Here is a 22,274-nt window from a genome sequence, read left to right as displayed (position 1 = left end):
TTCCTCCAAATCAATGAAAAATAATCATACCAATCTCATGGGGTGCTCCAGCAAAAATTGCTCCCTGGGTCAATTTTAATTTTCCAGCATAACTTCGGACCTTTAAGCGACAATATGTTGGTTCTTGTTGCAAAGCATGATATAACTCCCTTTCATTTTGTACTTTTAAACCATTACAGGTTAAAATCACATCTCCAGGCTGTAAATTCATTTTAGCTGCTGGTGTTTTAGGTTTGACAGCAACTATACGAATCCCGTCATGTGTTTCAAAATACCAGTTGCTTTGTTGACGCATAAAACGATAACGCACTCCAGCAACGGTCAAAGTTACGCCTAAAAGAACTAACCAGGCAATTGGGACCAGCTTGATCCATAGATAACAACTAATAGCAGCTAACAAAAAGACTATCATCAACAATTGCAGCTGATGTTTTTTAAATTTTAATGTTTCACCAGCTGCTTGTCGTGAAAAACTTATTCCACTGGAGATTACTGCTGGCAAAATAAAAATTGCAAATGAGTGACCGGCTAAAGTTAAATACGGCCAACCAGGAACCAAAGTTTGAATTTGTGAACCAGGTATTAAACAAACCAAGGGGATCAAAGTTAATTCACGCCATGAATAATTAACCAACCTCCGACCACGTTTTCCAGCTTTGATAATTGGCAAGAGCATTGTCGGATCAAATCTCCAGAGCATTAGCAGCTTGAAGCCTGACAAGATCGCCCCTAAAACCATTAATGCCACACCGCTTTTCAAAAAATTATCCCAAGTTGAAGTCAGCAGCCCCCCCTGCAAAGGTTTAATGATTCCCAGACTATTTAAAGCAAACAACAAAATACTCAAAAAATAAAACCAAATACTGTCGATCGTCAATAATCCAAAACAAAGCAGTTCAACAATGATCAAGATTTGATAAACTACGATCCATGCTGATGGTAACATTATCCCAATTGAAATCATAATCAGACTACCAATCAAAGCAAATAATATACCATTCTTGATCAAATGCCGACCTTCATAAAAGTCATTATTGATAGCAATCCTAAATTGCTTTCTTTCAATTTTAATGCGTTTAAAATAGCTAATAATTACTGCAATGATCGTTAGCCAAACTACCGGCTGTAAAATAAACTCTGCCAAGGCTTTTATTAACATTTTTGACACCTTTCCTGGATTTCATTCTTATCTTCAGTATAGCAATTCTCCATTGATAGTACAAAATGATTCTTTTACTAAGCTAAAAACAGCAAGTTAAATCGCTAGTTGGAGTCGCAAAAGTTTCAGGATGAACCCTAATTTTAAAACATTATAAAAAAAGACTAGAAAGAAATAGCTTTCCTAGCCCTTTTGAACATCCTTAGCTAAATTTTTAAAAAGCGTCTCATTGATAAGCCCGAACCCAAGGCACCAATAATAATCCCAATTAAGATCAACAATAAATCAATTTGCACCAGAAACGTTCCCGGTGTCAATAAGCGGTAGCCTGTACTTGCTAATGAAGCACTTAAAATTCGATAAAGCCAAACATAGCCGAAATCAACAATAATTATTGGAACAATTGCACCAAACAATCCTGTCCAAGCACCTTCAAGAATAAATGGCCAGCGAATAAAACCATTGGTTGCCCCGACTAATCGCATGATTCCAATCTCATCTTTGCGTGACAAAATGGTGATACGAATTGTGTTAGAAATCAAGAAAACTGCCACAAACAATAATAACAAACTAATTCCAATTCCCCAAGTTCGAATATTATCAATAATCTTAAATAACTTTTTAGCTGAAGCACCACCGTATTTAGCTGTATAAACATATTTCATTTTCTCAGCCTGCTTAGCTACTTTAACGGTCTGTTCAGGTTTTTTAGTTTTAACCACAAAAACATCATTTAAAGGATTATCATCGCCGCTAAAGAGTTTAAATTCCTTACCATAACTACCGATCACATTTTTAAGTTCTTGTTTCTTACTCGAATAACGAATACTTTTAACTTCATCAAGTTTCGTTAAATTCTGGCGAAGATTATTCTCTTGTTTTTTAGTTGTTCCACGATTGATCAAAACTCGAACTTGGACATCGTTTTCAATATCTGAAGCTACTTTATTGACATTCATCAGAATTGATAACAAAACACCAACCAATAAGAGGGTTACCGCTACTGCACTTAAGGCAGCAACTGTCATCCAGCCATTGCGTTTTAAACTCTTAAAACTTTCGATCAGATGACGTTTGAACGTTAAACTATTCATGCTCCGAAAAACCCCCTTCTTGTTGATCGCGAACAATTTTACCACTTTCGATTTCTATAACTCGATGTTTTCTTTCATTAACGATCGTACTATTGTGAGTAGCCATAACAATTGTTGTTCCCTGTTGATTGATTCTTTCTAAAATATCCATAATACCACCAGCTGTTTCTGGATCAAGATTTCCAGTTGGTTCATCAGCAATCACAATCTCTGGCTTATTAGCAATCGCTCTTGCTATTGAAATTCGTTGCTGCTCACCACCAGATAATTCATTTGGAAAAGAATCAGCTTTATCTGCTAGTCCGACTAACTCTAAAACATGTTCAACTCTATCTTTTGTTTCTTCAGGCTTTTTACCAATTACTTGCAGGGCATAGGCCACATTTTCAAAGACTGTCAAGCGTGGTAATAATTTAAAATCTTGAAAAACCACTCCTAATTCACGACGCAAATAAGGAATCTCATGACTTTTGATTTTATCAAGTTCAAACTCATTAATTTTAATTTTACCCGAAGTTGGTTTTTCTTCGTGATACATCATTTTAATAAAAGTTGATTTGCCAGCACCACTTGGTCCAACAACATAAACAAATTCCCCTTGTTTAATCTGCAAAGTAAAATCAGTTGCAGCAGTTGTATTATCATATTTTTTGTAAACATGAGTAAATTCGATCACCTAAACTCCTCCTTACCAAACTTGACACTGATGTATTATAATCCATTAAAGGCACTAGAAAGTTGCAACCAAGTTACAATTGAATTTCAAATGACCTTTTACTGCGGATTTTGATTGCTCAACTGGTACTGTAAATATGCATTAATAAAACCATCCAAATCACCATCCATAACCGCTTGAATATTACCAGTTTCATAACCCGTTCGATGATCCTTAACTAGTGAATATGGGTGAAAAACATAGGATCGAATTTGTGAACCCCACCCAATTTCCAATTGTTTGCCTTGAATTTGAGCTTTTTTCTTTTCCTGTTCTTCAAGCTTTAATTCATATAAACGCGAACGCAGCATACTCTCAGCTGTCGCTCGATTTTGAAATTGCGATCGCTGAGCTTGACTAGAAACAACGATTCCAGTTGGGATATGGATCAATCTGACTGCCGATGAAGTTTTATTGATGTGCTGACCACCTGCTCCACTTGAACGGAAAACTTCCATTTTAATATCTTCCGATCTTAACTCGATTTCAACATTATCATCAAGTTCTGGCATAACATTAACTGAAGCAAATGACGTATGCCGCCGACCAGCTGCGTCAAATGGCGAGATGCGAACTAAGCGATGAACACCTTTTTCACTGCGCAAATAACCATAAGCATTTTTTCCTTTGATTTGCAAGGTTACACTTTTAATTCCAGCCTCTTCTCCAGCTAGATAATCCAGTACTTCCACTTTAAATTGATGCTGTTGAGCCCAACGATCATACATTCGCAATAGCATTGAACCCCAATCCTGTGATTCAGTGCCGCCTGCTCCGGGATGAATTTCTAATAAGGCATTGTGCGCATCATATTTACCATTCAGGAGCAATTCCAACTGATAGTCCCGTAGTTTCTGCTGAACTTTAACTAATTTACTACCCAATTCATGCTGTAATTCTTGATCAGTTGGCTCCTCTTTTAGCATTTCAACTAAAACTTTTAAATCATCTGTTGCATCACTCAATAATTTAAAATTATCAAACTTGGTCTTTAAAATATTGTTTTCATCAATGACCGTTTGAGCTGCTTTTTGATCATTCCAAAAATTGGGATCGGCCATTTTAACTTCATTTTCGGAAATCTTCTCATTTAAAGCATCTAAGTCAAAGAGACCTCCCAAAGTCTTGGACTTTTTGTTCAATTTTTTCGATAATTTTTTTGGCTTCACTTAATTCCAAAAGTTTCACTCCTTTGATAAATTACAATTCCTTTTTTTATCCATCTTAAATTAGTATGCCTTAAGTGTTACTTGGCACAATAAAAGCCGGTCAATTATCAAAATTAATCGGCTTTTAAAGTTTGTTTACCGGCGAATGTTCTCACGAATTTCAGCCTTTAAGAAAATTCTAGTAACATCGGATTCAATGTCACCAATCATCTGTTCAAACATTCGATAACCATCAGTTTGATATTCAACTAGCGGATTCAACTGTCCATACCCTCGCAAACCAATTGATTGCCTTAGCTGATCCATTTCGTCAATATGATCTGTCCAATGTGAATCAACTACTCGCAAGATAACAACTTTTTCAAACTCTAACATTTGTGCTGGATCATAAAGTTGTTTTTCCTTAGTTTTATAATTAGCTTCTGCTCGGTTCATCAAGTAATCAATGATTTCATTAGGTTTTTTGCCAACTAAATCATTCATTGAAATACTATTTTCGTTGACCATTGCTGCAATCGCAAAGTCAAGGACTGCTTGCAGATTCCAATCTTTGCGTTCGCCTTGAGTATGCATTTCAACTACATGAGTTACATTTCTTTTGATCATCGGCATAATAATTGGTTTCAAGGACTTATCTTCCATAATTACTTGTTGCCGTTCGGCATAGATAACCTCACGTTGTTCCCGCATTACATCATCATAGTGTAAAACCTGTTTCCGCGTATCATAATTGTTACCCTCAACCCTTTTTTGAGCTGATTCAACTTGACGACTGATCATGCGGCTTTGAATTACTGCATCATCTTCAGCTACTTTAAACCTTTCAAGAAGGGCCTTGACACGATCTGAACCAAACCTGATCATTAAGTCATCTTCTAGGGACAAATAAAATTGCGAAACCCCTGGATCTCCTTGCCGACCTGAACGACCACGCAACTGATTATCAATTCGCCGTGACTCATGCCGCTCCGTACCAACAACTGCTAAGCCGCCCAATTCACGAACACCAGGTCCTAGCTTGATGTCAGTACCACGACCAGCCATATTAGTCGCAATCGTAACCGCTCCTCGTTGACCAGCATTCATAATAATCTGAGCTTCTTTAGCATGGTTTTTAGCATTTAAAACTGCATGTGGAATACCCTCATGATCTAACATTTGCGATAATTTTTCTGAGGTTTCAACGGCTACGGTTCCAACTAGAACTGGTTGGCCCTTTTCATGTCTTGTTCGAATATCATCAACAACTGCCTTGAATTTACTATTTAAAGTTGGATACAACAAATCCGGCCGATCATCACGAATCATCGGTTTGTTAGTTGGAATTGAAATAACTTCCATATTATAAATTTCCCGAAATTCCTCATCTTCGGTTTTGGCTGTCCCAGTCATTCCGGCAATCTTTTTGTACATCCGGAAATAGTTTTGATAAGTAATGTTGGCCATCGTCTTGGTTTCTTGCTGAATTTCAACTCGCTCTTTGGCTTCAATAGCTTGATGCAGGCCATCTGAGTAACGACGACCCTCCATAATTCTTCCAGTAAATTGATCAACAATTAGCACCTGCCCATTAGAGACCACATAATCCTTATCACGCAGCATAATGAAATTAGCTCTTAGCGCATTATCTAAATGATGATTTAATAGTGTATTATCGGGATCATACAGATTCGAAAGGCCAAAATATTTTTCAGCTTTGCGAATGCCTTCTTCTGTCAAAGCAACGGTTTTGGACTCCCAATCAATTTTGTAATCTTTTTTTTCTGTTAATGTCTTGGCAAAACGATCAGTTCGAAGATATAAAGATGTTGATTGTTCTGCCTGTCCAGAAATAATCAATGGCGTCCGTGCCTCATCAATCAAAATTGAATCGACCTCATCAACAACAACAAAATTTAAAGGTCGTTGCACCATATCCTCTCGATAAACGACCATATTGTCACGCAAATAATCAAATCCCAACTCACTATTGGTTGAGTAGGTAATATCACAATTATATGCTTTCCTTTTTTCATCGGGGGTCTTATTAGAAATATTCAACCCAACTGTTAGGCCAAGCCATTTATACAATTCACCCATTTCAGTTGCATCACGTTGTGCCAAATATTCATTAACTGTAACAACATGTACGCCATCACCCGTTAAGGCATTTAAATATACTGGCATAGTTGCTGTTAAAGTTTTACCTTCACCAGTTTTCATCTCAGCAATATTGCCTTCGTGCAAGACAACACCACCATAAATTTGTACTCGAAATGGGTAAAGACCTAAGACGCGCTTAGCCCCTTCACGTACCACCGCAAAAGCTTCCGGCAACAAATCATCGAGTGTCGCGCCAGCTTGATAGCGTTTTTTTAACTCCGGAGTCTTAGCTTTTAATTCGTCATCACTTAAAGCAGACATCTGATCAGCAAAAACTTCAACTTTATCAGCAATTTTGCTAAGACGCTTTATTTCTCTTTTGTCACTTTCAACCCATTTTTTTAGGACATTTGCCATGTCTTTAATCCTTCCTTAAAACCTAAAATACTTAAAAATCGAATATCCAATATACCATTTTTTATTCTAGCATTTATTAAATCAATTTAAAACTATAATATAAAAACAAGCGATAAAATAATCGCTTGTCTTTTTCTCTATTCTGCTTAAAAAAGCAACTTAATCTTCGTTTGCTTCAATTAAACCATATCGTCCATCATTCCGCCGATAAACGATATTAATTCCATTAGTTTCAGCATCCTCGTAGATAAAGAAATCATGCCCGAGCATATCCATTTGTAAGATAGCTTCTTCGCTATCCATTGGTTTGAGTGAAAAGCGCTTGGTTCGAACAATATCGAACTTTTTGTCAGACTTTTCCTCATTTGCAGCAGGCACAGTAGGCGTTTCCAGCCCTTTGAAACCTTTTTCGCGAGACTTGCGATTAATTTTTGTTTTATATTTGCGAATCTGTCTTTCAAGTTTATCAGTCACCAAATCAACACTCGCATACATATCAGGTGAGGTTTCTTCAGCACGCAACACTAAATATGGAAGTGGAATGGTTACTTCAACTTTAGCAGTTTTATCTGAATAAACTTTTAAATTTACGTGGGCAGTTGAACTCGAAGTATCTTCAAAATACTTTTCCAATTTCTTCAACTTTTTTTGAATATAAGTGCGAATGGCTGCAGTTACTTCAATATTCTCTCCACGGATACTGTACTTTAACATAACAAACCTCTCCTTTCACAACTAGCATTGCCGACAACTTTTTTAAGTTGCTTTAATGCTACTTCTATTATAAAGGAAAGCGTTCTATTAAACAATTAATATCTTTAAATTCATCGTGCCAATGTCAGAGATTTGATTGAACTGACACCAGCAGCCTGCAAAACTTTACTAGCATGATAAAGTGTTCTTCCCGTGGTATAAACGTCATCTATCAGCAGACAGTCTTTTTGTTGCAAATTTATTTGCGATTTTAAAGTAAATGGTTGTGGTAAAGCCAACCGCTGATAGCGCTTTTTATGTGACTGTGAATCTTTAAAAAAATCTGGTTTAACAATTAAAACATCAAGATAATCAGTTCCCGCCAAAAAGCCCTCGACCTGATTAAATCCTCTTTGCTGCCAAGTGGTTGGTGAAACTGGAATTGGAATTATAATTTTTTTATTTCCAATTTGTTTAATTACTTGTTGAAATTTCTTTTGGAAAATCAATCTCAGCTGATAGTCTCCTTGAAATTTGTATTTTTCAAAATATTTTTTCATTTGCAGATTATAGCAAAAAAGTGCTCGATTATTCAACAGCTGCTGTGAAGAATTTTTGGCCCAGCTTTGACAATCCTGACATATTTTTTTAACTGCTTGTTTGCGCCCACATCCAGGACATGCTGTTTGTGGATTGATTGGAATAAACTGTTGTTGACATTTTTGGCAAAGATATTTCTCGTGGCCGGTAAAATCAAACAGCCAATCCAATAAATTACTTTCAATACTGTTTTGCTGACAAAGCAGACAAATTCTCATTGCTTATTTTTTCCCCCTGTCGATTTAGAAATTTGATTTGCTTGACCGCCCTTTTAACTGCTTGATTGAGCATCGAACAAACAAAGATAACTTCTCCAGTTGGTCGTTTTAAACTGCGGCCTGCCCTTCCGGCAATTTGAACTAATGATTCCTCACGAAAAACTTGTTCATCGGCACCTAAGATAACGACATTTAGTTTGGCAAAAGTTACCCCGCGTTCTAAAATAGTTGTAGTGATCAAAAACTGATATTTTTCTCGTCTCATTGTCTGAACCTTTTGTTCGCGCTTTTCATCGCCAGCATAAACCGAAGAAAAAGCTAATTGCGGAAAACATTTTTTGATTGTTTTTTCGATTTCAACCAATAATCTGATTTCCGGCGAAAAAATCAGGACTGGTAAACCGGCTGCAAACCAATCTTTTAAGGCTTTAAACAATCGGCGATTTAGCTGGTAATGCAGCAAGTCTCGTCGCCAGTTTGGCAAAGTCATAATTCGTGGAACAGGCAATAAATGGCCGTGAAATCTTAAAGGTAAGTAACCAAAAGCTAGTTTGTGCTGCTTGATCTTAGTTAGCAACTGTTTGGTTGGCGTTGCTGTCAACAATAATAATGAACTGACCGGCTTACGTGCTTTAGCAACTGCCATTTGCAATAACTGATTATTAACAAATGGAAAAGCATCAACTTCATCAATGATCAACAAATCGAAAGCTTGATAAAAGCGGATCAATTGATGCGTTGTGCAAATTACTAACTGGCTATAATGATATTTCATTGGACTGCTAGCGTGTAATAGGACAATTGAGGTTCGATCGAAAGCTTGCTGCAATCGAGGAAAGAGTTCATTGCAAACATCGATTCGAGGCGTTGCAATACAAATACGTTCTTTTCTCTTGATTGCCTCGCTAATTGTCGGAAACATAATTTCTGTTTTACCAGCTCCTGTCACGGCCCAAAGTAAAAATTCTTTTTTGACTGCAGCTTGTTCTTTTAAAATCAGTGCACACTTTTGCTGTAGCGGCGACAGCTTGCCTTGCCAAGATAATGGTTGTTCGTTAACCGGAAATAAATTTGGTTCTGGAATCGTGTATAATGAATCCTGTGATGTTAAACGACCAAATTGCAGACAATACGGGCAATAATCAGCTCCATTTGGTAAATGAAATCGTTCTTTAGAAAAAGTTTGCTGGCATCGCTGACAATAAAGCTGCTTGCCACTAGTTTTTATCGCTGGCAGTTTAGTAACTTGGGGAAGCCTTAAGTCAGTTGTTGATTGAACAGTTACCAAACGACCATAAAAGTCTGAAACTTTCATATTTTTCCTCCACAACTATAACTACGCAAAGATGGTGATTTTAATTGGAAAAACCTTTTTTATTATTAGCTAAGTCAGCTCAGGCGCAACAGACTATCAAAAAATCGATTTTTATTGCCTACGTCAGTCCAGCAGCTTCAAAAACGGCGGCTTTGAATTTTATTGAATCAATCAAGCAGCTTCATCCCAAAGCTCGCCATCATTGCTATGCCTTTTTAATTGGCGAACAAAATCAAATCCAACGTGAAAGTGATAATGGTGAACCAGCAGGCACTGCTGGCGTTCCAATTTTGGAAGTCTTAAAAATGGAACAATTACATAATGTCATTGCTGTAGTTGTTCGTTATTTTGGTGGCATCAAATTAGGAACAGGAGGATTAATTCGTGCTTATAATTCAACTACCAGTCTAGCAATTGCTGCCTCTAAGATTTGTCAGCGTGTCAAAGTCAGCCAATTTAAATTATTAATCGATTATCGTCAATTGGCTATCCTACAGCATTTTTTAGACCAACAGCAGATTAAAATTAATCAGATCACTTACCAAGAAAAAATCACCCTTGTTTTTTCGGTTCCCGTGTTGCAAGCAAAGCAACTGAAAAAATCAATCATCAACTTGTTAAATGCTAGACTGACTTTAACTGTTAGCAATGGTGGATTTGAAAAAATACCCTATCAACCTTAAAAAATAGCAATTTTTTCAAACAGGTTAATGACAAATAAGGAAGCTGAGCATTTACTCAGCTTCCTTATTTTTTGTTATTATGATCGATTTTAAATAACCGCCCAATCCAATTGATCAACGGCCTGCGCTGACTGCCAACTAAGCCAATTGATTCCACAAACAATTCTAAGCCAAACAGTGTCGCCACGGTTAATAAGACTGATCCCAAAACATTTGAGAACGGATAAAGCAATGCAATGAACGAAAAGATCAACGCGATTCCGTAAATTACTAATACCGTTTGCGTATGACTTAAGCCAATTTCCATTAAACGATGATGCAAATGATGTTTATCAGCCTGAGAAATCGGCTTTTTATTCAAAATTCGTCTCAAAATTGCATAAACTGTATCGGTAATTGGAACACCCAAAATAATTACCGGAATAACGATTGTAATAAAGGTCGCGTTTTTCAAGCCATACAATGAAAAAACTGCAATCATAAAACCAATAAACAGAGCACCCGTATCACCAAGATAGATTTTAGCTGGATGGAAATTGTATGGTAAAAAGCCTGCAATTGCTGCAACCAGCGTAAACATCATGACCGATACATACGTTCCAGCAACATTTAAAAACAAGTAACCTGTTATTCCGCTAGTTGTTAGGGCAATTACCGCTACTCCTGCTGCTAAACCATCCAAACCATCAATCAAATTGACCGCATTTGTGATTGCTAAAATCCAAATTACTGTAACTGGTAAACTTAACCAACCTAATTCAATACTACCTAAAAAAGGCAGGGTCAAAGTTGTCATCTTAATGTCACACAGAAAAAAGACCACTAAAGCAGCCACAGTTTCCCCAATTAATTTTTGCCTGGGTTTCAATTCATAAATATCATCAATAATGCCTGTTGCTAAAATTACAATTTCTGCAACTAATAAAGTCCACAACTGTCGCGATGGATACTGCTGACGCAATAAGAAAAAATTTACAAAGTTAAATGATAAAAAAATTGCCAGTCCACCCATTGTTGGCATTGGAATTTTATTAACTCGTCTTGCATTGGGATTATCGACGGCTCCAATTTTAAAAGCCAATCTGCGCACGAGCGGAGTTAAAACAAGAGAAAGTACCCCAGCCACAATTAATGACGCAATTATAGTGTACATACGCCGTCCTCTTTCTTTTAAGATCTCAAAGAAGAACCCTTGCCGGCTTTAATTAGAAAACCCGCTCTTAAGCTCATTATGCTTTATTATACCATAGTTGACAAATCAAGTTTTACTCATTCAAAAAATTTACCACCCAGATTATTTTTTTAAATGATAACTATAAGTTGCAACAATAATATTCTCACGGGAATTCAGAACAGCTCGTAAACGCAGACTTGTTTGATTATGCAAAATATTCTGCCATGGTTTCCGCGGTACGAATTGTGGAACCAGAACCGTCGTCGAATAATTTTTTTCTTTAGAATTTTTGGCTATTACATCACAGAAACGTAAAACTGGCCCAGCTACCGAACGATAAGAAGAATGCAAGTCAACGAACCGCACATCTGGGAAAGAATCCTTAAACTCTTTAGCCGTTTCATGTTCTTTTTGGGGATTAGTGTCAAAAGAAACATGCATAGCAATCACGTAATCACCAATTGAACGTGCATAATTAATAGCCCCCGTTGTGACATGAGTTACCGAACTAACTAAAACTATAACCGTTGCTCCATTGTAATTATGCAACTTAGCCTGTTCATTATTTAAACGTAATTGAGCTGCAACTGTTACATAATGGTCATGAATCTTATAAAAACCAAATAATAAAACTGGCATAATGATCAGATATGGCCAAACATTAGCAAAATGCAACCAGAACAAAAAGATGACCAAAGCTAACGAAATTACGGTTCCTAACAAATTAATCAGGGCATTAATAATCCAGTTTCGACCACGCTCACGGAACCAATGAATGATCATCCCTGATTGTGACAGGGTAAATGGTACAAAGACACCAACTGCATACAACGGAATCAATAAATTAGTTTTGCCGTGGAAAATAAAAATCAAAACAATTGCCCCGACTGCTAAAGAAATGACACCATTTGAATAAGCTAAGCGGTCACCCTTGTCCATATACATATGAGGCATAAACTTATCTTTAGCTAAATTGTAAGCCAAAATTGGAAAAGCTGAAAACCCTGTATTAGCGGCCACCGCTAAAATTAAAGCTGTTGATAGCTGCAGCAAGTAATAAAAAATTCCTCTGCCAAAAACTGTTGAACCAATTTGTGATAAAACTGTTTCTTTAGAATTAGACATAATTCCTAAGTAATAACTGAGAAAAGTTACCCCAATCAAAAAGGTTCCCAATAGAACCGCCATAATTGCTAGTGTATTGGCTGCATTTTTACGCTTGGGCTTTTTGAAATTAGGAACAGCATTACTAATTGCTTCAACTCCAGTTAATGAAGAAGAACCGGCTGAAAAGGCCTTTAAAAATAAAACCATTGTCATCCCGGGGACAGCGCTACCAATTGCTGCGGCAGCGTGATAAACTAGCTTGCCAGCTAATATATTGTAAGTACCCCAGCCAATCATTCCAATCAAAACGATTACAAAAGTATAAACCGGAATCGTCAAAAAAGAAGCCGAATCCTTCATACCACGAAGATTCAAAGTCATAATAAACAAAACAATAACAACCGAAATCGCAATGCTATAAGGTCTTAACAACGGAATCGCCGAAGTAATCGCCTCTGTTCCTGAAGTTACAGAAACGGCCACCGTCAGCATATAATCGACTAGCAGTGAGCCACCGGCAATTAGGCCGGTCCATGTCCCCCAATTCTTGGTAGCGACCACATAAGCACCACCGCCAGATGGATAAGCATGGATGATCTGCCGATAAGACATCGTAATTGCAAATAACAAGACCAAAACAATTGCCACAGCTGGTAAAGTATACCAGGTAGCTGCTGCTGACAAAGCAAATAAAACTGTCAAAATTTGTTCAGTGCCATAAGCCACTGAAGACAAGGCATCTGAAGACAATAGTGCCAATGCTTTAAACTTGGTTAAAGCTTGGCCGCCTTCATCTGTAGTTTTAAGTGGTTTGCCAATCAGCAAACGTTTTAGATAATGCCACATTCAATCTTCTCCCTTGACTATTCAATTCATCAAAAAAAGCTAAACAACCAAGATTTTTTCAATCTTTCTTTTTCCTTAACAAACAATTTATCACAAATTTAAATTAGATGCACCTTTTATTAAAATAAAAAAGCTAAGGCTGTTAACCTCAGCTTCATTTGAAAGTACTTTTTAATAAAACTAATTAATTACATTGCACCATTCATGCCATTTACGCCAGCTGCACCACTATTTGGAGCTTTTGGTTCAGGCTTGTCAGCAACTACTGCTTCGGTAGTTAACAATAAAGCAGCTACACTAGCAGCATTCTGCAGAGCTGAACGCGTTACTTTGGTTGGGTCAACGATCCCAGCATCAACCATATCTACCCACTGGTTGGTGGCTGCATTATAACCAATGCCTTGTTTCTGAGACTTAAGTTTTTCAACAATTACTGAACCCTCAAGGCCTGCATTTTCAACAATTTGGCGAACTGGTTCTTCAAGAGCACGCTTGACAATATTGATTCCAGTTTGAACATCGCCACTTTCTTTCAAGCTAGCAACATCCCCAATTACATCAACTAAAGCAGTACCGCCACCAGGAACAAAGCCTTCTTGAACAGCAGCCCGTGTTGCATTTAAAGCATCTTCGATCCGATACTTGCGCTCTTTCAATTCAGTTTCAGTTGCTGCACCAACTTTTACAACTGCTACGCCACCAGCTAATTTAGCCAAGCGTTCTTGCAATTTTTCGCGATCAAAATCAGAAGTTGTTTCACTGATTTGTTTCTTGATCGTTTGAACACGTTCAGCAATTGCATCCTTATCTCCAGATCCTTCGACAATCGTTGTCTTTTCTTTAGTGATTGTTACTCGACCAGCTGAACCTAATTGCTCAAGGGTAGTATCTTTCAATTGTAAGCCAAGATCATCAGTAATAACTGTTGCGCCGGTTAAAGTTGCAATATCTTGCAGCATTTCCTTGCGACGGTCGCCAAAACCAGGTGCCTTGACAGCAACTACATTGAACGTTCCACGGATCTTGTTTAAGACAAGTGTTGGCAAAGCTTCACCAGTTACATCGTCAGCAATAATCAACAGCGGGCGTCCTTGTTCAACGATTGATTGTAGCATGTTCAAGATTTCTTGAATGTTGGAAATCTTTTTATCAGTTATCAAAATATATGGATTTTCAAGGTCGGCTTCCATCTTATCATTATCAGTTACCATGTATTGTGATAAGTAACCACGATCAAATTGCATTCCTTCAACTACATCAAGTGAAGTATCAATTCCTTTTGATTCCTCAATTGTAATAACTCCATCGTTACCGACTTTTTCCATTGCATCAGCAATCAACTTGCCAACTTCTTCATTAGCAGAAGAGATTGAAGCAATCTGAGCAATATCACTCTTTGATTCTACCTTGTGAGACATTGCATGCAACCCATCTACAGCCTTTTTAGTTGCTAATTCAATACCTCGACGAATACCAACCGGGTTTGCACCAGCAGTTACATTCTTCATGCCTTCATTAACAATTGCTTGGGCTAAAACTGTTGCTGTTGTTGTCCCATCACCAGCAACATCATTAGTCTTAGAAGCAACTTCTGAAACCAATTTAGCACCCATATTTTCAAAATGATCATCTAAATCAATTGCTTTAGCAATCGTAACACCATCATTCGTAATCGTTGGTGAACCATAAGACTGTTCCAAAACAACGTTCCGTCCTTTAGGTCCTAAGGTTGACTTAACTGTATTTGCCAGTTTGTCAACTCCAGCTAACATTCTTGTTCTTGCATCTTCAGAAAATTTAATTTCCTTTGCCATTAAAAATTCACCTCATTAAGTATTTTAAAAATTTTTCAAGTATTTAAAACTTTATTCTACGACAGCAACAATATCTTTTTCGTGAACTACCAGATAATCCTTGCCTTCATATTTAACTTCAGTGCCAGCATACTTGTCAAAAACAACTGTGTCACCTGTTTTTACTGACAAAGCTACCTTTTCTCCGTTATCAAGTACGCGGCCATCACCTGTAGCAACAATTTTACCAGTTTGCGGTTTCTCCTGGGCGTTGCTTGCTAAGACAATACCACCGACTTTCCTTTCTTCTTCTTTCTGAACTTCTAAAATAACGCGATCTCCTAAAGGTTTAAGCACTTTGTATCCCTCCAATTTAATTATGCTTTTAGCACTCTATGTTCCTAAGTGCTAACCACAATTAATACTATAACCACTTCAATTAACAATTGCAAGCATTTATCACTCACTAACTGAAAGTGCTAATTTTATGCTATACTGTTCAGAAGTAAGTTGAGATAAAGGAGTTGCCAACATGACTTTAAAAAAGAACTCACTTTGGTTACTGATCGGATATTTAGTAATCGTCAGTCTATTTTCATTGATAAGTGTTTTTTTTAAAACTAGCTCAATGCTTTATACGCTGTTAAGTTTGACCGCAATTATTGGAGTTTTGATCTTATTGTACTTTAATTATAAAAAAGCTCGCTATCGCAACTGGCTGGAAAAAAGCACCCGTTCCTGGTCAATTAGTTTATTGATTGCTTTGGGAGGGGTACTAGCCGTGTTAGTTGCTCAGCGAGGTTGTTTGTGGATTGAAGTCAGCTGGCTGCACCAATCTGCAGTTTCACAAAATACGGCGGCCATGTTGACCATTATTTCACACTATCCAATTTATTTACTGTATGTTTTATTAGCAGCACCCATTATGGAAGAATTAATTTTTCGCAAGGTATTATTTGGAAACTTGATCACATTGATCAGTCCTAGGCTAGCTGGCTTGATTTCTTGCTTGCTTTTCACCATTGTTCACGCAGACGGTCACTATTTAACTTACGCAGCGATTGGGGCAATCTTGTGTTTTGTCTATTATTTGACTGGACGAATTCAAGCTTCAATGCTAACTCATATTTTAATGAACTTAGTGATCGTTTGTCTCAATATATGGCCCTTACTCAAGTGAACTCAGGCTTCGGCATCATGTGAACCAAATTTATCAAGGAAATAAATTAAGGTCTGTAGCTCATTAGTTAAATCAACATTTTGAACTCTAACGGTATTTGGTACCGTGATCCGCATCGGCGTAAAGTTTAAAATTCCTTTAATCCCGACTTCGACTAACTCATTAGTTACTTTTTGAGCAACACTGGCTGGGACGGTTAAAATAACAATTTTAATTTGCTGGACAGTCAGTTGCTCTTTCATGTCATTCATATGATAAATTGGAACACCGCTTTGAATCGTACCAGTGATGTCTTCATTGATGTCAAAAGCTGCACTAATACGGACATTATTGCTTTGATGAAAATTATAATTTAACAGGGCATGACCTAAATTGCCGACCCCAATTAAGGCAACATTTGTCAACTTATCTTGCTTTAAGGTCTTACGAAAAAATGATAATAAGCTATTAACATCGTAGCCATAGCCACGTTTGCCCAGTGCGCCAAAATATGAAAAATCGCGGCGAATAGTTGCTGAATCAACCTTAACAGCATCAGCAAGTTCTGTTGAAGAAACTCTTTTTTTGCCAGCATCTGACAAAAAATGTAAATAACGATAATAAATTGGCAGCCTTTTAGCGGTTGCATGTGGTATTTTAGTGTTTGGCATGAATATTGTCTCCTAAATTATCAAATTGTTTTTTAATTGGAATCATCGCCGACTCAGCTTATTGTGAAAACAAATTATTAACTTTTTTCACAATAAACTGGGTCATGCAATCATTGATTTTTCCTACTTTATGCTACACTATATTATATTAAGTTGCAATTAAAATAGGAATCGTTGAAAAAATTCACAAATGAAAAGCCGACTTTTCACAATAAATAAGATTTTAGGAAGTGAAAATATGATTTTATTACAAGTTCAACAAGTTGCTCGGCTATTTGGAGCCGATATTTTATTTAAAAAGGCTAATCTAGATATTCAAGAAAATTCACGCCTTGCCCTTGTCGGCCGAAATGGAATTGGCAAATCAACTTTATTAAAAATTATCATTGGTCAAAATGCGCCTGACGAAGGTCAAGTAATCAAAACTAAGGATTTAACAATCGGCTATCTAGCCCAAAATACTGGATTGGAATCTGCTAATACTATTTATGATGAAATGCTGTCGGTCTTTCAGCCGCTGCAGGAACTAGAAACAAGGATTCATCAACTCGAGCAGCAAATTGCTACCCGCCAAGACACTGGATCTGAAAACTATGAACGGCTTTTAAACCAGTATGATCAATTAATGCATGATTTTAAGGAAAAGAACGGCTATGGTTATCAAGCAGAGATTCGTTCTGTCTTACATGGCTTTAAATTTTTTGAAGAAGATTATGACAAAAAAATAGCTAGTTTATCTGGTGGTCAAAAGACTCGGCTTGCTTTAGCCAAACTATTGTTAGAAAAGCGTGATCTTTTGATTTTGGATGAACCGACCAATCATTTAGACATTGATACCTTAAATTGGCTGGAAAATTATTTGCAAAGTTATACTGGAGCTTTATTGATCGTTTCACATGATCGCTACTTTATGGATAAAACCGTCAATGAAGTTTATGAGTTGACCCCACAAGGAACAGTTCATTATCCTGGTAACTATACAAAATATGTTCACGAAAAAGGAGAACGACTTTTACAAGAACAAAAGGCTTACGCCAAACAACAGGCGAAAATCAATAAGCTAACAGACTTTGTTAATCGTAATTTAGTTCGGGCATCAACTACTAAACGCGCTCAAAGTCGGCGAAAACAATTAGAAAAAATCCAACGACTGGAAAAACCACAGACTGAATTAAATGGCCCACGTTTTTCTTTTCAAAGCGATCATGACAGCGGCAATGTTGTTTTAAAAGTCAATGATTTAAAAATTGGTTACAACAATCAGGTTATTGCCGGACCAATTAATTTTGAATTGCGTAAACGCCAAATCATGGCAATCGTTGGACCAAATGGAGTGGGAAAATCAACTTTTTTAAAAAGCATTCTCGGTAAGATCCCGGTGATTAGTGGTGAATGCCATTTTGGAGCTCAAGTAGATCCTGGTTATTACGACCAAGAGTTGAAAAATCTTCATGATCAAAAGACTGTCTTAAATGAAGTCTGGGATGATCATCCAACTATGCCAGAAAAAGATATTCGCTCAATTTTAGGCAGTTTTCTTTTCAGCGGAGATGATGTTTTAAAAAGTGTCCATCAATTATCTGGCGGAGAACGAGCACGTTTATTACTGACTAAATTAGCTTTAAATCATCATAATTTTCTTTTATTTGATGAACCAACTAATCATTTGGATATTGAGAGCAAAGAGGTCCTAGAAAATGCTTTGCTTGATTTTGATGGAACAGTGCTTTTTATTTCACACGATCGATATTTTATTAATAAAGTTGCTGCCACAGTTTTAGAAATAACTCCTAAAGCTAGCCAATTATATCTAGGAAATTATGATTACTATTTAGAAAAAAAATCCGAACAGCAATTATTAGCCCAACAAGCTGAAAATCAAAAGCCAGCAGCAGTACTACCAGCAACCAATACTTCTGCTGCCAATGAATATCAGCGCAGTAAGGAAAATCAAAAAGCCAAACGCAAGTTAAAACGCGAGATCACTCAGCTAGAAACTCAATTAGAAAAGCTTGAACAACGGGCAGCTTTGATTCAACAACAAATGGCAGAACCAGCGAATTACTCTGATCCAGAAAAAATCAAAGACTTGCAAACAAAATTAACTGAAAACTCCACTCAACAAAAGCAAGCTGAACAAGCTTGGGAAGATAAGTCAATCGCCCTAGATAAACTACAATAGCAATTTATGCTAATTACGGCTAATTAACATAAATTGCTATTTAATCCAATCGAATTCTAAACCTGGAACTGCATTGAGACTTAAATCAGCTCGTTGTCCGCCTTTCCAGGCTACATAACCAGCTGCGCCGATCATGGCTGCGTTGTCACCACACAATTTTAACGGGGCCTGCAAAAAGTCGGTTTGAGGAAATCGCTGCATTGCTTGCGCTAATGAGGTCCGCAAGCCTGTATTGGCCGCAACTCCACCAGCTAAGATCAATTGTTTTACGGGATATTTCTCCAAAGCCTTGACTGTCTTGCCAATCAAGACCTCAATGACGCTTTGTTGGAAACTGGCAGCCAAATCAGCTTGATCAAGATTTTGGTGCAGTTGTTCAGCATGATGAACTGTATTAATAAAAGCACTCTTCAAACCGCTAAAACTAAAATCAAAATTATCCTCATTGAGCATCGCCCGCGGAAAATTGAAGGTATCTTTTCCTTGATGAGCCAATTCGTCGATTTGCCTACCAGCCGGATAAGGGATCCCCATAACTCGACCAATTTTATCATAAGCCTCCCCGGCAGCATCATCACGTGTTTCACCAATAATTTGGTAGCAATTAACTTTTGGCAGATAAACTAATTCAGTATGGCCGCCGGAAACTAAGAGCGCCAAAGCAGGGAATTTGATTTCACCAGCAAATCTGGCGGCATAAATGTGACCCGCCATATGATTAACAGGAATCAGCGGCAAATGGTGAGCAAAAGCCACGGCCTTAGCAGCTGTGACACCCACTAATAACGCCCCTACTAGGCCTGGGCCATACGTAACAGCAACCGCGCTTAAATCATCATAAGTTACTTGAGCACGTTGCATTGCATCAGCCAAGCAGATTGTAACTTGTTCAATATGATGACGACTGGCAACCTCAGGAACGACTCCACCAAATCTCTTTTGACTGTTAATTTGAGTCGCAACAACATTGGCTAAGATTCGCTTACCATTTTCGATTACAGCGACACTCGTTTCGTCGCAACTTGATTCAAAGGCTAAGATCAAGTCTCTTTTTTCTTTTTTCATTATCTTTCAGTCTTCCCTTTAACTAAATACTTCATTATCACTGCATCTTCATGATTTGATTGGTAATAACTTTTGAGTGTTCCAATCGCTAAAAAGCCAAATTTTGTATAGAGTTTTTGTGCAATCAAATTACTTTTTCTGACTTCTAGACTCATCGTCCGATAGTTATTTTGTCGTCCTAATTTTTCAAGACTCACTAATAAATTAGTTGCTAAATCTTGACGCTGAAAGCTTTTAGCAACTGCCAAATTTGTTATATGCATTTCTGCTTTGTGTGGGTAGAATTCCGCTCCAATAAACGCTACCAACTGGTCCTGAAATCTTAAGAGTAAATAAAGTTTCTGCTGAGTATTTTTTACTTCTGCTTCAAAAACTGAAAAGTTCCAAGCTGTTTCAGCAGGAGAAACCTGCTGGCGCAATGTTAGCATTTCTGGAATATCTGGGACTAAAGCATGGCATAACAAATATTTTCGATTGTGAATGTAAAGCACGCAATTGCTAAAAGACGGGACTTGGTTTTTTCGATCATGAAAGATCAATGATTTAAAATTTTTCAACAAGTGGCTCATTTAATTTCTCCTGATGCTTTGCTAACCACTGTGTTTCAGCTTGCGTTAAACGCAAATACGCCGGAACATATGCATGAATATTTTCCAATGGCTGCTTTTTTCTACCTAACAAGCCTAATTGATAAGCTTGCGGATAATTTAAAATTCCCGTTGACCAGCTCAGAATTTTTTGTGGCAAACTCTTTTGCAAAAAATCACCAAATTTGTGAGCAGCGCAACCAACGAAAACTATTTTTGAATAAGCTGCTAAAATTTCAACCAGCTTAGTTAGGGCTAGATGCTGATCAGCAACTAAATTAACTAACTGTCCCTTCGAATAACAATAAACACCCGCAAAAACATTCTGGCGTCGCGCATCAAATACTGGAACAATGACCGTTTGAGAATCAATCGAAGTGAGTGGAGCTGCTAAGACTGCTAAGCTCGAAACACTGACTAATTCTTTTTTTAAAGTAAATGCCAGCATTTTAGCGGCCGTCCCACCGATCCGCAGTCCGGTATAAGAGCCAGGTCCTTGGGCAATTACAATTCGATCAAGCTGATCAGGACTCAATTCTGCTTGAACAAGCAACTGATTTATCACTGGAAACAGTAAAGTACTATGATCCTTTTGCTGATTATTCAACGTGACAGTTGCTAATAAATTTTCATCTTTTAATAAGGCAACACTCAAAGGCTGGTTTGAAGTGTCAATTGCTAAAATAATCATTTGGGTTATCCTTTCCATTTTGCTTCCGTGAATTATCATATCACATTTAACAATAATTTAATTACAAGTTTTGATCAGCTTAAATCTTTCTCGGCTTAATAATTAGCTATTCAAGCAAAAAGTCGGAATGATTATTATTCCGACTTTTGATAAAATTAGCAATCAAATTTTATTTTTCAAGTAAAGCAAAGTTTGATTTTTGCTGATTAATTTTAAAACTATGAATTGAATTGGCAACATCAATAATTCCTTAAATGCTCTTAGTGGAAAAATTGCCATGAATGAAGCATGATATAGTATCGTCAGCCACCAAGTATTTAGCAAACTGTCAATGACAACCAAATTGATCAAAATTGCCACTAATAAACGCCAACTGGTAATTTCCTTTTGATAAAAAAAGATCCCATAGACCAAGCCTGCCAAGACAGCTGAAATCGTAAAGCCAAAGAAGTACCCTCCCTGACCACTACTCAACAGTGTCCCAACAATATCGGCACATCCGTTCGCCAAAGCTGCTAATACTGGTCCAAACCAAGCAGCCATCAAAAAAGTGACCACAAAGGTAAAACTGATCCTGACCGACCAGATACCAAAAGACAAAAACTTGGCAACGACCAAATTTAGTGCCACCAATAATCCAAGCAACACAATATTTTTCGTTGTCAAGCGTGAAACAAGACTATTCATTTAGACATCTCCCTATATTGGAGCTGCCACAAAATTAATTGCGGCGAATGCGAAAATAAAACCGCAGGATGATTCCTTTCGTCTGGAAGACACATTCCGTCCTTCCAGCACTTAACGCTTTATTTTCTACCCCGAAATTTGTACTTAAGTACTTTATCAGTATACCA

At 37.3% G+C, this 22,274-nt stretch carries 20 protein-coding genes and 1 riboswitch; of the genes, 3 read left to right on the top strand and 17 right to left on the bottom strand.

Annotation, left to right across the window (positions count from 1 at the left end; genetic code table 11):
• Positions 1 to 10: 10 nt before the first annotated feature.
• The 8 genes from KH893_RS00370 to KH893_RS00335 form a co-directional block, all read right to left on the bottom strand.
• The gene (locus KH893_RS00370) at positions 11 to 1,159 is read right to left on the bottom strand and encodes a PDZ domain-containing protein (protein ID WP_281164177.1); all 1,149 of its coding nucleotides are present in this window, start codon (positions 1,157 to 1,159) and stop codon (positions 11 to 13) included.
• 206 nt (positions 1,160 to 1,365) lie between these two features.
• On the bottom strand, positions 1,366 to 2,253 hold the full coding sequence (gene ftsX / locus KH893_RS00365) for a permease-like cell division protein FtsX (RefSeq protein ID WP_281164176.1): 888 nt from the start codon (positions 2,251 to 2,253) through the stop codon (positions 1,366 to 1,368).
• On the bottom strand, positions 2,246 to 2,929 hold the full coding sequence (ftsE, locus tag KH893_RS00360) for a cell division ATP-binding protein FtsE (protein ID WP_281164175.1): 684 nt from the start codon (positions 2,927 to 2,929) through the stop codon (positions 2,246 to 2,248). Before ftsE ends, ftsX begins: the two co-directional genes overlap by 8 nt.
• A gap of 98 nt (positions 2,930 to 3,027) precedes the next feature.
• A protein-coding gene (gene prfB, locus KH893_RS00355) for a peptide chain release factor 2 (RefSeq protein ID WP_281164174.1) occupies positions 3,028 to 4,147 on the bottom strand; the annotation gives its coding sequence in 2 pieces (ribosomal slippage) (positions 3,028 to 4,074 and positions 4,076 to 4,147; 1,119 coding nt in all).
• A gap of 125 nt (positions 4,148 to 4,272) precedes the next feature.
• Positions 4,273 to 6,636, bottom strand: a complete 2,364-nt coding sequence (secA, locus tag KH893_RS00350) for a preprotein translocase subunit SecA (RefSeq protein ID WP_281164173.1) — start codon at positions 6,634 to 6,636, stop codon at positions 4,273 to 4,275.
• A 159-nt stretch (positions 6,637 to 6,795) separates the two neighbouring features.
• A complete protein-coding gene (gene hpf, locus KH893_RS00345) occupies positions 6,796 to 7,350 on the bottom strand; it encodes a ribosome hibernation-promoting factor, HPF/YfiA family (protein ID WP_281164172.1) in 555 nt (184 codons plus the stop codon).
• 110 nt (positions 7,351 to 7,460) lie between these two features.
• Positions 7,461 to 8,147 carry a ComFC family protein gene (locus KH893_RS00340; protein WP_281164170.1) on the bottom strand — a complete coding sequence of 229 codons (687 nt, stop codon included), beginning with the start codon at positions 8,145 to 8,147 and terminating at the stop codon, positions 7,461 to 7,463.
• A complete protein-coding gene (locus KH893_RS00335; RefSeq protein WP_281164169.1) occupies positions 8,110 to 9,462 on the bottom strand; it encodes an ATP-dependent helicase ComFA in 1,353 nt (450 codons plus the stop codon). Before KH893_RS00335 ends, KH893_RS00340 begins: the two co-directional genes overlap by 38 nt.
• A 44-nt stretch (positions 9,463 to 9,506) precedes the next feature.
• Between KH893_RS00335 and KH893_RS00330 the strand changes: the two genes are divergently transcribed.
• On the top strand, positions 9,507 to 10,145 hold the full coding sequence (locus tag KH893_RS00330; protein WP_281164168.1) for a YigZ family protein: 639 nt from the start codon (positions 9,507 to 9,509) through the stop codon (positions 10,143 to 10,145).
• A gap of 64 nt (positions 10,146 to 10,209) precedes the next feature.
• Here KH893_RS00330 and KH893_RS00325 read toward each other — a convergent pair whose 3' ends face one another.
• The 4 genes from KH893_RS00325 to groES form a co-directional block, all read right to left on the bottom strand.
• Positions 10,210 to 11,298 (bottom strand): glycosyltransferase family 4 protein, encoded by a 1,089-nt coding sequence (locus tag KH893_RS00325; RefSeq protein ID WP_281164167.1) that lies wholly within the window; start codon positions 11,296 to 11,298, stop codon positions 10,210 to 10,212.
• Positions 11,299 to 11,439: 141 nt separating this feature from the next.
• Positions 11,440 to 13,272: an APC family permease gene (locus KH893_RS00320; RefSeq protein ID WP_281164165.1), complete on the bottom strand. Its 1,833-nt coding sequence runs from the start codon at positions 13,270 to 13,272 to the stop codon at positions 11,440 to 11,442.
• A gap of 188 nt (positions 13,273 to 13,460) precedes the next feature.
• Positions 13,461 to 15,086, bottom strand: a complete 1,626-nt coding sequence (gene groL, locus KH893_RS00315; protein ID WP_281164164.1) for a chaperonin GroEL — start codon at positions 15,084 to 15,086, stop codon at positions 13,461 to 13,463.
• A gap of 51 nt (positions 15,087 to 15,137) precedes the next feature.
• Entirely contained in the window at positions 15,138 to 15,422 is a 285-nt protein-coding gene (groES, locus tag KH893_RS00310) for a co-chaperone GroES (RefSeq protein WP_010580290.1), read from the bottom strand.
• Between the two features lie 175 nt (positions 15,423 to 15,597).
• Here groES and KH893_RS00305 point away from each other — a divergent pair, with 175 nt between their 5' ends.
• Positions 15,598 to 16,245, top strand: a complete 648-nt coding sequence (locus KH893_RS00305) for a CPBP family intramembrane glutamic endopeptidase (protein WP_281164163.1) — start codon at positions 15,598 to 15,600, stop codon at positions 16,243 to 16,245.
• A 2-nt stretch (positions 16,246 to 16,247) separates the two neighbouring features.
• Here the strand turns inward: KH893_RS00305 and KH893_RS00300 are convergent, their stop codons facing one another.
• Entirely contained in the window at positions 16,248 to 16,895 is a 648-nt protein-coding gene (locus KH893_RS00300; protein WP_281164162.1) for a redox-sensing transcriptional repressor Rex, read from the bottom strand.
• A gap of 238 nt (positions 16,896 to 17,133) precedes the next feature.
• Here KH893_RS00300 and KH893_RS00295 point away from each other — a divergent pair, with 238 nt between their 5' ends.
• Complete coding sequence (locus KH893_RS00295; RefSeq protein ID WP_281164161.1) at positions 17,134 to 19,077, top strand: ABC-F family ATP-binding cassette domain-containing protein; 1,944 nt, start codon at positions 17,134 to 17,136, stop codon at positions 19,075 to 19,077.
• Between the two features lie 36 nt (positions 19,078 to 19,113).
• Here KH893_RS00295 and tsaD read toward each other — a convergent pair whose 3' ends face one another.
• From tsaD to KH893_RS00275, 4 genes are all read right to left on the bottom strand, one after another.
• On the bottom strand, positions 19,114 to 20,142 hold the full coding sequence (gene tsaD / locus KH893_RS00290; RefSeq protein WP_281164160.1) for a tRNA (adenosine(37)-N6)-threonylcarbamoyltransferase complex transferase subunit TsaD: 1,029 nt from the start codon (positions 20,140 to 20,142) through the stop codon (positions 19,114 to 19,116).
• Positions 20,142 to 20,711 (bottom strand): ribosomal protein S18-alanine N-acetyltransferase, encoded by a 570-nt coding sequence (gene rimI / locus KH893_RS00285; RefSeq protein WP_281164159.1) that lies wholly within the window; start codon positions 20,709 to 20,711, stop codon positions 20,142 to 20,144. The genes tsaD and rimI overlap by 1 nt, the downstream gene beginning before the upstream one ends.
• Positions 20,686 to 21,420 (bottom strand): tRNA (adenosine(37)-N6)-threonylcarbamoyltransferase complex dimerization subunit type 1 TsaB, encoded by a 735-nt coding sequence (tsaB, locus tag KH893_RS00280; RefSeq protein ID WP_281164158.1) that lies wholly within the window; start codon positions 21,418 to 21,420, stop codon positions 20,686 to 20,688. The genes rimI and tsaB overlap by 26 nt, the downstream gene beginning before the upstream one ends.
• Before the next feature lie 162 nt (positions 21,421 to 21,582).
• A complete protein-coding gene (locus tag KH893_RS00275) occupies positions 21,583 to 22,107 on the bottom strand; it encodes a folate family ECF transporter S component (RefSeq protein ID WP_281164157.1) in 525 nt (174 codons plus the stop codon).
• 39 nt (positions 22,108 to 22,146) lie between these two features.
• Positions 22,147 to 22,243: riboswitch (THF riboswitch) on the bottom strand.
• Positions 22,244 to 22,274: the final 31 nt, after the last annotated feature.

The sequence above is a fragment of the Liquorilactobacillus sicerae genome (assembly GCF_029916425.1).
Classification (GTDB): Bacteria; Bacillota; Bacilli; order Lactobacillales; family Lactobacillaceae; genus Liquorilactobacillus; species Liquorilactobacillus sicerae.
The sequence above is the reverse complement of the archived record's forward strand: the minus strand, read 5'-3'. Positions and strand labels throughout refer to the sequence as shown.

Bases quoted from the DNA above. Each gene is read 5' to 3' on its own strand.
- KH893_RS00340 (WP_281164170.1), bottom strand. From the start codon at position 8,147: ATGAGAATTTGTCTGCTTTGTCAGCAAAACAGTATTGAAAGTAATTTA.
- ftsX (WP_281164176.1), bottom strand. From the start codon at position 2,253: ATGAATAGTTTAACGTTCAAACGTCATCTGATCGAAAGTTTTAAGAGT.
- tsaD (WP_281164160.1), bottom strand. From the start codon at position 20,142: ATGAAAAAAGAAAAAAGAGACTTGATCTTAGCCTTTGAATCAAGTTGC.
- KH893_RS00335 (WP_281164169.1), bottom strand. From the start codon at position 9,462: ATGAAAGTTTCAGACTTTTATGGTCGTTTGGTAACTGTTCAATCAACA.
- KH893_RS00295 (WP_281164161.1), top strand. From the start codon at position 17,134: ATGATTTTATTACAAGTTCAACAAGTTGCTCGGCTATTTGGAGCCGAT.
- tsaB (WP_281164158.1), bottom strand. From the start codon at position 21,420: ATGATTATTTTAGCAATTGACACTTCAAACCAGCCTTTGAGTGTTGCC.
- groL (WP_281164164.1), bottom strand. From the start codon at position 15,086: ATGGCAAAGGAAATTAAATTTTCTGAAGATGCAAGAACAAGAATGTTA.
- KH893_RS00320 (WP_281164165.1), bottom strand. From the start codon at position 13,272: ATGTGGCATTATCTAAAACGTTTGCTGATTGGCAAACCACTTAAAACT.
- KH893_RS00370 (WP_281164177.1), bottom strand. From the start codon at position 1,159: ATGTTAATAAAAGCCTTGGCAGAGTTTATTTTACAGCCGGTAGTTTGG.
- KH893_RS00305 (WP_281164163.1), top strand. From the start codon at position 15,598: ATGACTTTAAAAAAGAACTCACTTTGGTTACTGATCGGATATTTAGTA.
- KH893_RS00275 (WP_281164157.1), bottom strand. From the start codon at position 22,107: ATGAATAGTCTTGTTTCACGCTTGACAACGAAAAATATTGTGTTGCTT.
- hpf (WP_281164172.1), bottom strand. From the start codon at position 7,350: ATGTTAAAGTACAGTATCCGTGGAGAGAATATTGAAGTAACTGCAGCC.
- KH893_RS00325 (WP_281164167.1), bottom strand. From the start codon at position 11,298: ATGTACACTATAATTGCGTCATTAATTGTGGCTGGGGTACTTTCTCTT.
- rimI (WP_281164159.1), bottom strand. From the start codon at position 20,711: ATGAGCCACTTGTTGAAAAATTTTAAATCATTGATCTTTCATGATCGA.
- KH893_RS00300 (WP_281164162.1), bottom strand. From the start codon at position 16,895: ATGCCAAACACTAAAATACCACATGCAACCGCTAAAAGGCTGCCAATT.
- secA (WP_281164173.1), bottom strand. From the start codon at position 6,636: ATGGCAAATGTCCTAAAAAAATGGGTTGAAAGTGACAAAAGAGAAATA.